This window comes from Winogradskyella immobilis (assembly GCF_021887715.1).
Taxonomy (GTDB): Bacteria; Bacteroidota; Bacteroidia; order Flavobacteriales; family Flavobacteriaceae; genus Winogradskyella; species Winogradskyella immobilis.
Window position 1 is genome coordinate 88,831 of record NZ_JAIQXX010000005.1, and the last position, 15,997, is coordinate 104,827.

At 32.7% G+C, this 15,997-nt stretch carries 13 protein-coding genes; all 13 read left to right on the top strand.

Translation table 11 applies throughout. The annotated features are described in order from the left end of the window. Nucleotides 1–248 precede the first annotated feature (248 nt). The gene (locus K8Z87_RS05425; RefSeq protein ID WP_227476474.1) at nucleotides 249–3,377 is read left to right on the top strand and encodes a SusC/RagA family TonB-linked outer membrane protein; all 3,129 of its coding nucleotides are present in this window, start codon (nucleotides 249–251) and stop codon (nucleotides 3,375–3,377) included. Nucleotides 3,378–3,396: 19 nt separating this feature from the next. Then, the gene (locus K8Z87_RS05430; RefSeq protein WP_227476475.1) at nucleotides 3,397–4,833 is read left to right on the top strand and encodes a RagB/SusD family nutrient uptake outer membrane protein; all 1,437 of its coding nucleotides are present in this window, start codon (nucleotides 3,397–3,399) and stop codon (nucleotides 4,831–4,833) included. A gap of 17 nt (nucleotides 4,834–4,850) precedes the next feature. After that, nucleotides 4,851–6,137, top strand: coding sequence for a PKD domain-containing protein (locus K8Z87_RS05435; RefSeq protein WP_227476476.1), 1,287 nt, complete (start codon nucleotides 4,851–4,853; stop codon nucleotides 6,135–6,137). Between the two features lie 46 nt (nucleotides 6,138–6,183). Next, a complete protein-coding gene (locus K8Z87_RS05440; RefSeq protein ID WP_227476584.1) occupies nucleotides 6,184–7,104 on the top strand; it encodes a polysaccharide lyase family 7 protein in 921 nt (306 codons plus the stop codon). Nucleotides 7,105–7,172: 68 nt separating this feature from the next. Continuing rightward, nucleotides 7,173–7,880 (top strand): FadR/GntR family transcriptional regulator, encoded by a 708-nt coding sequence (locus tag K8Z87_RS05445; protein ID WP_227476477.1) that lies wholly within the window; start codon nucleotides 7,173–7,175, stop codon nucleotides 7,878–7,880. A gap of 35 nt (nucleotides 7,881–7,915) precedes the next feature. Continuing rightward, nucleotides 7,916–9,214, top strand: coding sequence for an MFS transporter (locus K8Z87_RS05450; RefSeq protein ID WP_227476478.1), 1,299 nt, complete (start codon nucleotides 7,916–7,918; stop codon nucleotides 9,212–9,214). Between the two features lie 35 nt (nucleotides 9,215–9,249). Beyond that, nucleotides 9,250–10,011, top strand: coding sequence for an SDR family NAD(P)-dependent oxidoreductase (locus K8Z87_RS05455; protein ID WP_227476479.1), 762 nt, complete (start codon nucleotides 9,250–9,252; stop codon nucleotides 10,009–10,011). 15 nt (nucleotides 10,012–10,026) lie between these two features. Further along, nucleotides 10,027–11,049 carry a sugar kinase gene (locus K8Z87_RS05460; RefSeq protein WP_227476480.1) on the top strand — a complete coding sequence of 341 codons (1,023 nt, stop codon included), beginning with the start codon at nucleotides 10,027–10,029 and terminating at the stop codon, nucleotides 11,047–11,049. 7 nt (nucleotides 11,050–11,056) lie between these two features. Continuing rightward, nucleotides 11,057–11,725 (top strand): bifunctional 4-hydroxy-2-oxoglutarate aldolase/2-dehydro-3-deoxy-phosphogluconate aldolase, encoded by a 669-nt coding sequence (locus K8Z87_RS05465; protein ID WP_227476481.1) that lies wholly within the window; start codon nucleotides 11,057–11,059, stop codon nucleotides 11,723–11,725. Between the two features lie 130 nt (nucleotides 11,726–11,855). Continuing rightward, a complete protein-coding gene (locus K8Z87_RS05470; protein WP_227476482.1) occupies nucleotides 11,856–12,704 on the top strand; it encodes a DMT family transporter in 849 nt (282 codons plus the stop codon). Nucleotides 12,705–12,778: 74 nt separating this feature from the next. Continuing rightward, the gene (locus K8Z87_RS05475) at nucleotides 12,779–13,642 is read left to right on the top strand and encodes an alpha/beta fold hydrolase (RefSeq protein ID WP_227476483.1); all 864 of its coding nucleotides are present in this window, start codon (nucleotides 12,779–12,781) and stop codon (nucleotides 13,640–13,642) included. Between the two features lie 50 nt (nucleotides 13,643–13,692). After that, a complete protein-coding gene (gene era / locus K8Z87_RS05480) occupies nucleotides 13,693–14,574 on the top strand; it encodes a GTPase Era (RefSeq protein WP_227476484.1) in 882 nt (293 codons plus the stop codon). A 110-nt stretch (nucleotides 14,575–14,684) separates the two neighbouring features. Beyond that, nucleotides 14,685–15,992, top strand: coding sequence for a ribosome biogenesis GTPase Der (der, locus tag K8Z87_RS05485; RefSeq protein ID WP_227476485.1), 1,308 nt, complete (start codon nucleotides 14,685–14,687; stop codon nucleotides 15,990–15,992). Nucleotides 15,993–15,997 lie beyond the last annotated feature (5 nt).

Genomic DNA, 15,997 nt, shown 5'->3' on the forward strand with positions numbered 1-15,997 from the left:
TAATTAACATTTTTTTACATATATTTGGTAAACCAATCTGGTAAACCAATTTTATAGCATTAAAAAAGGACAGGTTTTTTAAAAACTGTCCTTTAATAATTTACTTCTTGGTTGTGAAGTTGCTATAAATATTATTTAGTAACATTTATATTACAAAGGTACAAAAAAACCTTTTCTTTATTTGTAATAAATGTGATTTTTAAGTAATGGGTGCATGCTGAATTGGCAATTAACTTAAAAATTAAATCATGAATTTAAAAACAAAATTTATTTTAATTATTACTCTCTTTCTCGGAGTAGTTTCTTATGCGCAAGATAGTTACCTTATTAAAGGTACTGTTACGGCTGCATCAGACAAGATGCCTATATCAGGTGTTAATATCCTTATCGTTAGTACTACAAATGGAACGTCTACGGATATTGATGGGAAGTACCAAATTAATGTTAAGAAAGGAGATGTGCTTCAATTTTCATTCTTAGGTTTTAAGCCAAAGACAATAATCATTGATGCTCAAAAAACACTAGATGTAGCTTTAGAAGATGATGATAATCTTTTAGACGAAGTCGTTTTAATTGGTTATGGAACACAGAAAAAGAGCCTTTTAACAGGAGCAATTTCTAAAGTTAAGAATGAAAAGCTAGATCAAATTGCGGTATCTAGGATTGATGAGGCATTAATTGGTCAAGTATCTGGTGTAAATATTAGAAATTCAGAAGGAGAAGCTGGTGGAGCACCAACAATTAGGATTCGTGGTGCTGGTTCTATTACATCTAATAATGGACCTTTAGTTGTTGTTGATGGGGCTGTTGTAGACTCCGATTTCTTAACAAATATAGATATGAATAATGTAGAGTCTTTTGAGGTATTAAAAGATGCGGCTTCAGCAGCTATATTTGGATCTAGAGGAGCAAATGGAGTTATTCAAATAACGACTAAAGTAGGGAAAGAAGGTAAAGCTAAATTCACATATAATACATTTACAGGGTTTAAAGAAGGTAGAAAAAGTGATGATTATGATATCGATTTTGAAGGAGAATTACAACGTGAAATAGATATAACAGGTAGCCTTTCTCTAGGAAGCCAATTCAGACAGTTGATAAATGCAGAAAACAATTGGCAAGATATAATTATAGATGGTGGTGTAATTACAAGTCATAGTTTAGGTGTAAGTGGCGGAACAAAGAAAACAAAGTATAATGTTAACCTTAGTTATGTATCTGATGAAGGTGTGCTGCTAACTGATGATTTTGAAAGATATAGAGCGCAACTAAAAATTAGAACAGAGTTAACGGATAAACTTAAAATTGGTGCAAGTTTTTCACCATCTTACTCAAAAAGAAGAAGATTTAGCGCTACAGGGCTTTACGATGTTATAAGACAACCATCATGGGTGCCAGCACGTTTAGATGAGTTTAATATTCAATTTGTAAATCGAGTTAGAGATGGAGGACGATTTGCAGATGTCCAAGTTGGGGATTATGCACTACAGAGAATGTTTGATGATTGGCAATTTCCTGATGGAGCTACAAGTATTTTTGATGAAAATGGCAATTTTCAAGGTGTACCAGCAACTAGTGCAACGGATATTAGTAATACAAGTAATACTAACCCTTTAGCAAAATTATTAGAAAGACAACGTTTTGAAAATAGATATAATTTTTATGGTAACCTCTTTGCTGACTATAAAATATCTAATGATTTAAGTTTTAGAACTACATTTACGGCGACATATGAAAATAGAATAAACACTGATTTTCAAGGGATCAATGAATCAAGAAATGGAGCTGCTGCAGCCAACGCATCTTACGATACAAGAAGCCGTTGGGCTTTAATATCTGACAATGTTTTAAGTTATAATAAGACAATTGGCAAACACGATATAAGTGCAATTGCAGGTGCATCTTTTGAACGTAGATTCTTTGAAGAGTCTCAAATTGAAACGAGCGGGTTTACCTCAGATATAATTCCAAACGTTGGTGGTGGATCTATTATTAATGATGCAACAGCTTTTGATTATGAAAACTTTTTAAATGGGTTTTATACAAGAGTTATTTATGCTTATGATAATAAATATTTGTTCAATGCAAGTATTCGTACAGATGGAAGTTCTGTTTTTGGTAAAGATAGTAAGTATGGTATCTTTCCGGCAGTATCGGCAGGTTGGGTAATATCTAATGAACAATTTTTAGAAGAGACCGATTGGGTTAATCAATTAAAAGTAAGATTAAGTTATGGTCTAACAGGAACAAACAGTTTAAATTCTGGATCATTTTTAACAGATAACTACCCGTCATTAGGTTTATTAGGGCCTAGTAGTGCTGTAATAGATGGTGGTATTACGCCAGGTTTTAATCCTCTTAATATTCCTAATGAGTTATTACAATGGGAACGATCTATAGAGATTAATCCAGGTATAGATTTTGGGTTTTTAAACAATGCTATTTCAGGTTCATTAGATTATTACAAAAGAACAAGCGATGAGTTGTTATTAAACAATCCAATTGCAGGAAGTACAGGTTTAACTACTGCGCTTGTAAATCGTGGTGAAGTTGAAAATGAAGGATTTGAGCTAGAGTTAAGAACACGGATTCTAAGTACAGAAAAATTTAGATGGACTGCTTCATTAATAGGATCTTTTAATGATAATACTTTAACTGATTTCGGGGATTCTAATGGACAAATAGTTAATACAGGTGATGGTAGTAGATTAGTTGAATGGATAAATCAAGTAGGCCAACCAATCTCATCTTTTTACGGATATGTATTTGATAGAGACATTCCATTTGAATTTTTAAATGATCCTTTTAGACAAGTAGGTAATAGAACACAGTTCGTTTATGCAAAAGATTTAAATGGAGATGGAATAATTGATGATGATGATAAGACCATTTTAGGTGATCCTTACCCAGATTTGGTTTGGAGTTTTGGTAACGAATTTAGATACGGAAATTTCGATCTTAGTTTCTTGTTTCAAGGAAGTCATGGAGCAAAAACCTATAATTTAGGTGACCAATATATTTTCGACTTCTTTAATAGTAATACTGTGGATTTCGATCGATCTGCCACACCAGATCAACAATTTTTGGTACCACGAATTTTTACAAGTCAATTGGTTCAAAATGCAGGGTACTTAGCTTTACGTACTATAAGTTTAGGATATAACTTCCCTGAAGATATAACTTCAAAACTAAAATTATCAAGTTTAAGACTATATGCAACAGGGCAAAACTTATTATTTGTTACTGCAAGCGATTACACAGGTTGGAATCCAGAACATATAAGAAATTTACCTCAAGGCCCATTAACTTTTGGTTACCAAAGAGGAGGAACTGCAATTCAACAAACCATATCACTTGGCCTTAATGCCCAATTTTAATACTTAAAAAACTACGATTATGAAATTTAAAAAGATATATATAGTTCTATTTTCAATAGTTTTTCTTGGATCGTGTGATTTAGATCCAATACCAACTTCTGCTATTGTTGTCGATAATTTTTTCAACAATGATGATGAGATTCTAGCAGGAATAATAAACATCTATGATGGCTTACAAGGTAGTAATCCTCTTGAAGGAGATGGAGGTTTTAATAACCCACATTTGGCTATTCAAGTAGAATACCAAATGGGTGAAGTATTAAGTGATAATGCTAGGACCAAAAGTGGATCTCCTCAAGGTTTTGATTTTGAAACCTTTACTGTGCTACCGCAAACTGCAGCTGTAATTACATATTATAGAAGTATGTATAACATTATTTTTAGAGCTAACTTAGTTTTAGAAAATTTAGGAAATGCTTCTGAAAGTAATGTAAACAGATTTGAAGCAGAAGCACGTTTTTTAAGAGCTTATGCCTATTTTAATTTAGTGCGTTTTTATGGAGATGTCCCTTTAGTGGATAGAATTTTAAATACTGAAGAAGAAGAAGATAGGGTTATTGCGTTTACAAGAGTAAACGAAGATACCATCTATAACTTTATCATTGATGATTTAGAATTTGCAGTTAATGGTGGATTAGATAATTCATCTAGATCAAGAGCTTCTTTAGCTGCTGTGCAAACTATATTAGCTAAAGTGTACTTAACTTTAGGTCAGTATGGTCAAGCTCAAGGACTTTTAGAAAGTGTAATAGCAAGTGGTGATTATAGTTTAGAGCCTAATTTCTTTGATGTTTTCTATACAGAAGCTAATAATGAAACAATTTTCTCTATAGGTTTTGATGATACACTAGTAAATGATAGCCAAGGCTTTTCAGCTGAATTTTTAGATGCTGTAGGTCGTGGTACAGGATCAAATTATGCTACTGCAGAACTTGTTGAAGCTCTTGAAAATAATGGTGGTGACAGAACACAATTTACAATTAGAGAAGATCCAGGAAACCCAGGTCTTTTTCAAACAGTGAAATTTTTACCAATACCAGATCCTAATGTAGGAACCTTTACTGTGCCATCAAATCCAAGAATTGCAGGAAATGATTGGATAGTAACACGTTATGCAGATGTATTGCTATTGCATGCAGAAGCTATTTTAGCAGGAGCTGACCAAACGACGTCATCAGCTGCGTTAGAATCCTTTAATGCAGTTAGAGTGAGAGCAGGTCTAGATCCACAAACGGTAATTACCAGACAATTAATTATGGATGAAAGACGTGTAGAATTAGCATTTGAAAATCACCGTTTCTTAGATTTAAAGCGATTTGGTGTTGCTCAAGAAGTTTTAGCAGCGTTTTCGGCGGCAAATAGCCATGATTTTCAAGCCTTTGAATTATTGTTGCCTATTCCTGGTCCAGAAATTGCTATAAGTCAAGGTGTATTAACTCAAAATCCAGGATATTAAAATTAAAATATAATATTATGAATACAATAAACTTCAATAAAAATACCTTTAAACTAAATTTTATACTGTTATTGGTTTTTAGTTTTGTGTTTTTCTCATGTGAATTTATAGATGATCTTCCAGAAGAAGGTTCTATAGCGGATGAGACGCCACCCGCTTCATTCTTTACCTTTGAAGCAGGTACTGGAGTCAATGACTTTACTCGAGTAGTGTTTGCAAACCAATCTGATAATGCAATTGTTTTTAACTGGGATTTTGGAGATGGAAACACATCAAATGATGTAGATCCAACGAATATATTTCCTAGCCAAGGAACATATGTAGTATCATTAACGGCTTCAGATTCATTGAATCAAACATCTGTTCATACTGAAACTATAGAAATTATTCAGCCACCTGCTTCTGCAGATTTTAATTTTACAACAGCTGGTCTAATTGTTGAATTTACTGATAATTCTGTTTTTGCTGAATCACATAGTTGGGATTTTGGAGATGGTAATACCTCGACAGATACTAATCCTACGCATACATATGCGGTTCCAGGAGCATACAATGTTACTTTAGTAATTACAGATTCTAATGGAGTTACAGCAGATATAGTTAAAGAGGTAAATGTTGGTGTTGTAGCAACATTTGATGCTGTTATTCAAAATGGAGATATGGAAAGCTATCCTACCTCAGAAATGAATAATAATGATTTAGTAGATGCATGGACTATAGATCCAGATAACTCTTTTAATGATAGCTCTTCTTCTACATTTAATTTTTGGAGAAACGATCCTTTAGAGTCTTGGGTTTCTAACCCTGTTAATAACGGTGGTTCAGGAACCACAGATAAAGCAAGTTCTTCAGGTACAGATGCTCAAAGTGCTGGTGGTACATCAGGAAGATCATTGAAATTTGATAGTTCTGGAGAAAGAGCTTATCAACCTTTTGAAATAGAAACAAATGTTGGTTATGAGATTTCTGCTTTTATAAAATCTGAAACCACACCTGAAGGTGTTGTTGAAGGTACATTCTATGTGTTATCCGGACAGCCTACTAGTGATGATGATTTAATGTCTTTAGCTCTAGCTAGTCATGAAGTAATTGCTGGGCCAGAAGTAGATACATGGCAACAAGTAACATTTAATTTTAATGCGAGTTCATCATTTGCTTTTCCTCAGAGTAGAGTAGATGAAAGTACAGAAGATATTTTAGATTCTGTTGTACAGCGTTTTGTAATACTTTATTTTGTTCCTACAAACACTGTTACAGGTTCTAATGAAGTATTTCTTACGGATATTGAAATAACAACGCTTTAATATAGATTAATACCGAATCTTAAGCATAAAATAAATATTATAAATGATGCGATATCAGAAAAAAACACTTTTACTTTTAATTACTTTTGTTTTTTCGATCTATATTAATGCTCAAGACAAGCAATCCGATAATGCATCGCAAGTATCTGAATTAAAGAAGAAAGATAAGAAATCAAAAAAGCGTAAAAAGAAGGTTAAACTACCAAATATAGATTTAAGCCACTGGAAAGTTACACTTCCCGTAAATAATGATAAAGGGAGACCTTATGAAATATCTCCGCCAGAGATTAAAGATTTTGCTTTAGATGAAGTCGCAAAACCTTATATGTACATTGACTCTACAAGAGGAGCTATTGTGTTTCATGCTTTACCTACAGAATCTAAAACTAGAAACACCAAGTTTACCAGATCCGAGTTGAGAGAACAAATGGTTCCTGGTGAGAATAATGTTAATTGGACATTTAAAGATGGCGGATATATGAAAGGAAAACTTGCTATCGATGAGGTTACAAAAGATTCAGAAGGTAAATATCATAGAGTCATTATTATGCAAATACATGGTAGATTAACTAATGAACAACGTGATTTAATTGGTGAAGATGATAATAATGCACCACCTATATTAAAAATCTATTGGGATAAAGGTAAGGTTAGAGTTAAAACTAAAGTCTTAAAAGATTTAAATGCTTCTGATACAGAAATACTTCATGAAGACGCATGGGGAAATGATGTAGGTTTTAATTTTGAAGAAGAAGTAGGCTTTAGAAAATTTACTCTAGAAGTAAAAGTAAGTGAAGGTAAAATGGTTATAATTTTAAATAAAAATGAATACAAAGTTTACGACAGTATTCATATTAAAAAATGGGGCGTTTTTGAAAATTATTTTAAAGCAGGTAACTATTTTCAAACTAGAGATGAAGGTGCATATGCAAAAGTTAGGTATTATGAATTGGAAGTTAGTCATTAATTGTATAGCATTTTAAATGCTTAATTTAGTATATAATAACCTTAAGTAGAATTATAATAAACTCGTTTATGAAATTAGATACAATAATAAAGAATGATAGAATAACAATTCAAAAGCAGATCATTTCTAATATTAGAGATTTAATTAATTATAAAAATCTAGAACCTGGAGACAAATTACCTTCAGAACGCATGCTTTCAGATAAGTTTGAAGTATCTCGAAGTAATGTTAGAGATGCAATACAAAAATTAGAATTTTATGGCTTATTAAAGTCTATACCACAAAGTGGAACTTTTGTAGCTAACATAGGCATAATAGCTTTAAATGGTTTAATAGAAGATATTTTAAGTCTAGAAGAACCAGATTTTAAATCACTAGTAGAAACTAGAATTTTATTAGAATTAAAAACGGTAAGATTAGCAGCATTAAGAAGAACTGAAGAGGATTTGCAACAAATGAAATCTGCATTAGACGCATATAGTACTAAAGTACGTAATGGGGAAGACGCAGTGCAAGAAGATTTATTATTTCATTTAGCTATTGCAAAAGCATGTGGTAATAATTCCATGAATGAGTTTATGCTTATTATAATTCCCGAAATCATAACTAATTTCACTAAATATCATGTCTGCGATAATGATTTGCCGCAAAAGGCAATCGATGAACATAAATCTATATACGAGGCGATTAAAGCACAAGACCCAAAATTAGCTAAACAAAAAATGAAAGATCATTTTGCTGTTTTATATCAGTATTGTTATAACATTAAAACTTAATAGTAATTCCTAGATAATAACGGATATAAAACATTATGAAGATAAAAGGACTTAGATGGTGGGTAGTAGGTTTAGTAGCCCTAGCAGCTGTTATAAATTATATTGATAGACAAGCTTTTGGAGCATTATGGCCAGATATAGCTAAAGATTTATTTCCAGACATGGATTCGGATGATACGAAAGCTATCTATGGTACAATATCAGCTGTATTTATATTGTCTTACGCTGCCGGTCAAACAATATTTGGAAAGATATTTGACTGGATAGGTACTCGCATAGGGTTTGCTTTATCAATAGGGATTTGGTCAATAGCTACAATGCTTCATGCGTTTGCGAAAGGCATGTTGAGTTTTTCTGTTTTTAGATCGATTTTAGGAATTGCAGAAGCGGGTAATTGGCCAGGCGCTGCAAAAGCCAACGCAGAATGGTTTCCTACTAAAGAAAGAGCTTTAGCCCAAGGCATATTCAATTCTGGAGCAGCTGTTGGAGGAATTGTTGCATATCCAATAATAGGACTTCTTTCTGTCTATTTATCATGGAAAGCAATATTTGTTTGTGTAGGTCTAATAGGCTTTTTATGGTTATTACCATGGTTGTATCTTGTAAAATCACCACCAAAAAAGCATCCTTGGTTATCAGAAGATGAGAAAAAATATATCCTATCTGGGCAACAAAATCAAAATATTGAAGAAGATGAGGATCATGAAGAAGGATATAATCCTAGTACAGCTAAACTTCTTAGTCATAAAGAAAGTTGGGGAGTCATAATTGCTTCAGCAGCAATAGATCCTATTTGGTGGTTATTTATAGTATGGATTCCTATATATCTTAATGAAGTTTTTGGTCTCGATGTAAAAGAAATTGCATTTTCTGCATGGGTACCTTATGTAGGGGCAATGTTAGGTGCTTGGTTCGGTGGACTTTTAGCTCAAAATAGATTAGGTAAAGGATGGACTGTTAATAAAACAAGAAAAATGGTAATTACATTGGGTTGTTTAATTATGATTCCTTGTTTTTTCCTGTTAAAAGCACCAGGATCAGCGACCAATGCAGTTATTATAATGGCTGTATTATTATTTGGGTTTCAAACAGCAATTGGTAATGTACAAACACTACCTAGTGATATGTTCAGTGGTAAAATAGTAGGTACCTTATCTGGCTTTGCCGGAACAGCAGCAAAATTAGGTGCATTTGGACTAACGGCTTTAATTCCAATATTAACAGCAGGTAAAAACTATATACCAGCATTTATAGTAGGTGGAGCTTTAGCTGTTATAGCACTATTAGCTGTTTGGTTATTATGCCCTAAAATAGAACCCTTAAAAGAAAAATAAACCAATCTATAATTTATAATAATATATTGAAAAGTATGAATTCAAACAAAAAAATAGCAATAATAACGGGAGCGACAGGTGGCATAGGTTTCTCTGTAGCAGAACGATTAGGTAAAGATGGATATACCGTGATTATTAATGGAATTGATAACGAAGCAGGTGCTAAAAGAGTTAAAGAATTAAGCTCGGCAGGGATTACAGCCGAATATTATGGTTTTGACGTAACTAAAGAAGCACTTGTAGATCAAAACATTAAAGCTATTGGTGAAAAATATGGTAGAATTGATGTTTTAGTGAATAATGCAGGTGGTCTTGGCGGTAGATCTCGATTTGAAGAAATGACTACTGAGTTCTATAGAAATGTTATGGCGCTAAATTTAGATTCAGTATTTTTTGCTTCAAGAGCTGCTATTCCATATTTAAAGAAAGGAGAACATCCGTCAATAATTAATTACACATCAAATGCAGGATGGACAGCAGGTGGACCAGGAGCAGGAATTTATGGCACATCAAAAGCTGGTGTTCATGCAATAACAAGAGCTTTAGCTAAAGACTTAGCTGAATATGGAATACGAGCAAACGCTGTATCTCCAGGTACAATTGATACTGATTTTCATAAGCAAATTAAATCAACTAAACCAGAGGTTTTTGCTTCTTGGGCAAATAATATTATGTTAGGAAGATTAGGTCAGCCTGAAGATGTTGCAAGTGTAGTTTCTTTTTTAGCAAGTAAAGATGCTTCTTTTATAACAGCGGAAACTATTCAAATTGGTGGAGGACAAGCTTTAGGTATTTAATTGTAAAATAATACAATGAAAAAAGTAGTAACATTTGGAGAAATAATGTTGCGCTTATCTACAGAGCGGCATTTGCGATTTATACAAGCAAAATCATTTGCAGCTTCTTATGGTGGCGGTGAGTTCAATGTTTCTGTGTCTTTAGCTAATTACGGAATTGATACTGAATTTGTAACTAAGGTTCCAGATAATGATATAGGAGCTTGCACGGTAAAAGAAATGCGTAAGCTTAAAGTAGGTTTAGATCATACTGCTTTTGGAGGTGATAGATTAGGGATTTACTTTTTAGAAACGGGAGCAGGAACACGAAGTAGTAAAGTTGTTTATGATAGAGCTCATAGTGCATTTGCTACAACAGAACCAGATGATTTTGATTGGGAAGTTATTCTAAAAGATGCGACTTGGTTTCATTGGAGTGGTATTACACCAGCAATTTCAGAACAAGCAGCACAACAATGCCTAGTAGCAATAAAAACGGCTCATAAATTAGGATTAAAAATATCTTGTGATTTAAATTACAGATCTAAACTATGGAAATATGGTAAAGAACCTCATGAGGTGATGCCTGAATTACTAAAGTATAGCCATGTAATATTAGGAGATATTGATACAGCGTATTTTATGTTAGGTGAGAATAAAGTCGAACCTAATTATCAAGACGAAGCTACGTTGCCTAATTTATATGATGTTATTTTTGAGTATTGCCCTAATTTAGAAATGGTTGCAACAACATTGAGATATTCTATTAGTGCTTCTCATCAACGAATAGGTGGTATTTTATATAATGGAAATACAATATATAAAGCTGCTATAAAAGAAGTAACACCAATAGTAGATAGAGTAGGTAGCGGAGATGCATTTATGGGTGGATTAATTTATGGCTTGATGACCTATAAAACAGATTTACAACGCACTATAGATTTTTCAGCAGCTGCATGCTGTTTAAAACATACCATATCTGGTGACTATAATTTAGTGACTAAGGAAGAAATAGAAGATTTAATAAAAGGAAACGCAACAGGTAAAGTTTCTAGATAAATGTAATATGGCTAGATTTACAAGATTAGACGTAATAAAAACAATGAAAACAACCGGACTTGTGCCACTGTTTTTTAATGAAAATATAGATCAAAGTAAATCAATTGTTAAAGCATGCTACGATGGTGGTGCACGTCTTTTAGAATTTACTGCTCGTGGTGATTTTGCACAAGAGGTATTTTCGGATTTAAGTAAATATGTGTCAGGGGAGCTCCCCGAAATGATTTTAGGGGTAGGTTCTGTGACAGATGCATCTTCGGCGTCAACATATATGGCGATGGGAGCAAACTTTATAGTAACACCAGTATTAAGAGAAGATATTGCATTAGTTTGTAACAGAAGAAAAGTTTTGTGGTCTCCTGGTTGTGGCTCTTTAACAGAAATTACTAGAGCTGAAGAATTAGGATGCGAAATTGTTAAGCTATTTCCAGGAGGAATTTATGGTCCAGATTTTGTGAAAGCTATAAAAGCACCACAACCATGGACGAGCATAATGCCTACAGGCGGTGTGTCCCCGACAGAAGAAAGTCTTTTATCTTGGTTTAATGCTGGTGTAACTTGTGTTGGCATGGGTTCAAAACTTATTGTTAAAGATAAAAACGATAACTACGATTTTAATCAAATAGAGGAACTTACAGCTAAAACCATAGCAATTATCAAAAAAATAAGAGATTAATTGCATATAATATATTCTGATTTTAGAGCAAACTACAATCACTCTTTACCATTAATTAGGTTAAAATAGTTTCTAAAAGCGTATCATTGAAATTAATTTAACTTTGCTTAAATAAATTACAGCACATTAAATGCTAAGATCAGCGATTAAATATATGCTTATAAGCACGTTTGCATTTGCATTTTTAAACGCTATTGTTAAGTATTTATCAGATTTTAATGTGTCTCAAATTATATACTTTCGAGCCTTAGGTTCGTTTGGGTTTTGTATGATTTACTTAAAGCGGAATAAGATTTCTGTATTAGGTAATAATAAAAAATTATTGTTGTTAAGAGCATTAATGGGACTTATAGCCATGACATTGTTCTTTTTATCTTTGAAATATTTATCTATGGGTTCTGCAACATCCATACGCTATATCTCTCCAATTTTTGCTGCTCTATTTGCTGTATTGTTATTAAAAGAAAAGATTTGGCCAACACAATGGTTGTTTTTTGCTATGGCATTTTTAGGTGTACTTTTATTAAAAGGTTTTGATGCACAAATGAATACTATAGGATTGCTTGCCGCATTATTCTCAGCTATATTTACAGGTTTAGTATTTGTTATACTTCGTAAAATAGGTAAAAGAGATCATCCAGTTGTAGTTGTTAATTACTTTATGGGAGTTTCTGCTTTTGTGAGTATGTTTTTTATGTTATTTCATTGGAAACAGCCTACCTATATAGAGTGGTTGCTTTTTCTAAGTTTAGGCGTTTTTGGTTATTATGGGCAGTTGTATATGACTAAAGCATTTCAGGCAGTAGAGACAAACAAAATTGCGCCAGTAAAGTATGTAGAAGTAGTATTTACATTAATTATAGGTGTGTTTTGGTTTGGCGAAGTTTATACACTATTAAGCGTATTTGCAATTGTTCTTATTTTATTAGGTTTAATACTTAATGTATTTTACAAACAAAACATAAAAAATACGAAATAGAAATACTGTTAAATAACGTGCCAACGTGTATTCAATTTTATACTTTCGAAAAAGTAAATAATAGAATTAGAGTATTGAAGCTTGTTAAATTTATATATTTTTTAATAATAGTAGCAACATTTAGTTCTTGTACTGTATTGCAATGGCGTTCTACAGATGCTGAAATTTACGATAGATTTAGTAGTCTTAATATTCCTACAGAAATATCATATTATACCGCAGATACTTTAGATATAAAAGTTAGAGCACAAAAAATTAAACAGGTTAATAATACTATAAATATTCTATTTCTTCATGGTTCTCCAAGTTCACTTTCAGCCTGGAATGGTTATTTAAAAGATACATCTTTAATTAAACAAGCTAATTTATATGCTATAGATCGTCCGGGTTATGGGTATTCAAACTTTGGAGATGAATTAGTGTCTATAAAACTTCAAGCTGAAATAATAAGTAAATTAATTTGCACTTATAAGTTAGATAATGTTATTACCGTAGGTTCATCGTATGGAGGTCCTTTAGCGGCCAGACTTGCGGTTATAAATACTAATGTAAAAGGAGTGGTAATGATATCTCCAGCAATAGACCCAGAGCAAGAAAAACGTGTTAAAGGTCAAAAATTTACGCAATTTTGGTTAACACGTTGGTTGGTTCCTACAGGTTATCGTGTTGCAGGCGATGAAAAAGAAACTCATGCTAAAGAGTTGTCTTATATAGATGCAGATTGGCCAAAAGTTAGCGTACCTGTAATTCATATTCACGGAGATAAAGACGATTTGGTGCCATATGGAAATATTAATTATACCAAAAAAAAATTTAAAAATAATAACATTATAACAACGCCAAATACAGGTCATGAAATTGCATGGGCAAGACCAGAACTTATAAAGCCGCATTTGTATAAGCTTATACAAAACATAGCCAATAGTATTGCAAAATAAACGATTGCATCAGAATACAAAAACCTATCTTTGTGGCAAATTAAGTAAGAATGCATAGAGCAGGTTTTGTAAATATTATTGGTAATCCTAATGTAGGGAAGTCTACATTAATGAATGCATTTATAGGCGAAAAATTATCTATTATTACCTCTAAAGCACAAACTACACGTCATCGTATTTTAGGTATTGTTAATGGTGAAGATTTCCAGGTCATATTAAGTGATACACCAGGTATTATTAAACCAGCGTATGAGTTGCAAGAATCTATGATGGATTTTGTAAAATCTGCTTTTGAAGATGCAGATGTTTTAATCTATATGGTTGAGATTGGTGAGAAAGCGTTAAAAGACGAATCCTTCTTTAAGAAAATAACCAACTCTAAGATTCCAGTACTTTTATTACTTAATAAAATTGACAGTTCTAATCAAGAGCAATTAGAAGAACAAGCTGAGTTATGGCAACAGAAGGTTCCAAACGCTGAGTTTTATCCTATTTCTGCATTGAATGGTTTTAATGTTCAAAATGTATTTGATCGTATAGTAGAGTTATTACCCGAATCTCCTGCATTTTATCCTAAAGATCAACTGACAGATAAACCAGAACGCTTTTTTGTCAATGAAGCGATTAGAGAGAAAATATTATTACATTATAAAAAGGAGATACCTTATGCTGTTGAGGTAGATACAGAAGAATTTTTTGAAGAAGAGAAGATTATAAAAATCCGCTCTGTGATCATGGTAGAACGCGAAACCCAAAAAGGAATTATTATTGGGCATAAAGGTTCTGCTCTAAAGCGTGTTGGTATGGAAGCACGTAAAGATTTAGAACAATTTTTTGGTAAGCAAGTACATATAGAGTTATATGTTAAGGTTAACAAAAATTGGAGAAGTAATCAAAACCAGTTAAAACGTTTTGGTTACAATCAACGGTAACTTATTATATATTTAGATATATAAAAAATATACTAAGACTACAAATTGGATACTAAATAGTATATTTGCAGCCGCTTACAGGATATGTAATGCAAATTAAAACTTAAGTTATGAGTAGTATCGTTGCCATTGTTGGTAGACCTAATGTCGGTAAATCCACTTTTTTTAACCGATTAATTCAAAGAAGAGAAGCTATTGTTGATGCTGTTAGTGGCGTAACCAGAGATCGCCATTATGGAAAGAGCGATTGGAATGGCAAAGAATTTTCACTTATAGATACTGGAGGTTATGTTGTAGGAAGCGATGATGTTTTTGAAGCCGAAATTGACAAACAAGTAGAGTTAGCTATAGAAGAAGCTGATGCTATTATTTTTATGGTAGATGTAGAGTCTGGTATTACAGGTATGGATGAAGATGTAGCAAGATTACTTCGTAAAGTTGATAAGCCTGTTTTTTTAGCCGTTAATAAAGTTGATAATGGGAAACGTGCAGAAGATGCTGTAGAGTTTTATGGATTAGGATTAGGAAATTATTATACTATTGCTAGTATTAATGGAAGTGGTACAGGCGAATTATTAGACGCTTTAGTAGATGCTTTACCTGAAGTTGAAGAAGATGAGGATGAAGAAGCTTTACCACGTTTTGCAGTAGTAGGTAGACCAAACGCAGGAAAATCGTCATTTATTAACGCTTTAATAGGAGAGGATCGTTATATAGTTACAGATATTGCTGGCACTACTAGAGACGCTATAGATACAAAATACAATCGTTTTGGATTTGAGTTTAATTTAGTGGATACAGCAGGTATTCGCCGCAAATCAAAAGTAAAAGAAGACTTAGAGTTTTACTCAGTAATGCGAAGTGTTAGGGCCATAGAACATTGCGATGTTTGTTTATTGGTTTTAGATGCTACTCGTGGTTTTGATGGACAAGTACAAAACATCTTTTGGTTAGCAGAACGCAATAGAAAAGGAATTGTAATATTGGTTAATAAATGGGATTTAGTTGAAAAAGAAACACGTACAGCTCGTGATTTTGAAAAGTACATACAAGCACAAATTGCTCCATTTACAGATGTTCCTATTATTTTCATCTCGGTTTTAAATAAACAACGTATTTTCAAAGCTATTGAAACAGCAGTTGATGTATATAAAAATAGGAGTAAACGCATAAAGACAAGTGAGCTTAATGATGTGTTTTTACCAATAATTGAAAACTATCCACCGCCAGCATATAAAGGTAAGTTTGTAAAAATTAAATACATTATGCAATTGCCAACTCCACAACCGCAATTTGCATTTTTCTGTAATCTTCCTCAGTATGTAAAAGATCCTTACAAACGTTTTTTAGAGAATAAACTAAGAGAGCATTTTGATTTTAATGGAGTTCCAGTGAGTGTTTATATGCGAAAGAAGTAGTATGG

Excerpts from the sequence above, each read along its gene's own strand:
- K8Z87_RS05460 (WP_227476480.1), top strand. The coding sequence starts at position 10,027 with ATGAAAAAAGTAGTAACATTTGGAGAAATAATGTTGCGCTTATCTACA.
- K8Z87_RS05425 (WP_227476474.1), top strand. The coding sequence starts at position 249 with ATGAATTTAAAAACAAAATTTATTTTAATTATTACTCTCTTTCTCGGA.
- K8Z87_RS05450 (WP_227476478.1), top strand. The coding sequence starts at position 7,916 with ATGAAGATAAAAGGACTTAGATGGTGGGTAGTAGGTTTAGTAGCCCTA.
- K8Z87_RS05470 (WP_227476482.1), top strand. The coding sequence starts at position 11,856 with ATGCTAAGATCAGCGATTAAATATATGCTTATAAGCACGTTTGCATTT.
- K8Z87_RS05430 (WP_227476475.1), top strand. The coding sequence starts at position 3,397 with ATGAAATTTAAAAAGATATATATAGTTCTATTTTCAATAGTTTTTCTT.
- der (WP_227476485.1), top strand. The coding sequence starts at position 14,685 with ATGAGTAGTATCGTTGCCATTGTTGGTAGACCTAATGTCGGTAAATCC.
- K8Z87_RS05440 (WP_227476584.1), top strand. The coding sequence starts at position 6,184 with ATGCGATATCAGAAAAAAACACTTTTACTTTTAATTACTTTTGTTTTT.
- K8Z87_RS05445 (WP_227476477.1), top strand. The coding sequence starts at position 7,173 with ATGAAATTAGATACAATAATAAAGAATGATAGAATAACAATTCAAAAG.
- K8Z87_RS05435 (WP_227476476.1), top strand. The coding sequence starts at position 4,851 with ATGAATACAATAAACTTCAATAAAAATACCTTTAAACTAAATTTTATA.
- K8Z87_RS05465 (WP_227476481.1), top strand. The coding sequence starts at position 11,057 with ATGGCTAGATTTACAAGATTAGACGTAATAAAAACAATGAAAACAACC.
- K8Z87_RS05455 (WP_227476479.1), top strand. The coding sequence starts at position 9,250 with ATGAATTCAAACAAAAAAATAGCAATAATAACGGGAGCGACAGGTGGC.
- era (WP_227476484.1), top strand. The coding sequence starts at position 13,693 with ATGCATAGAGCAGGTTTTGTAAATATTATTGGTAATCCTAATGTAGGG.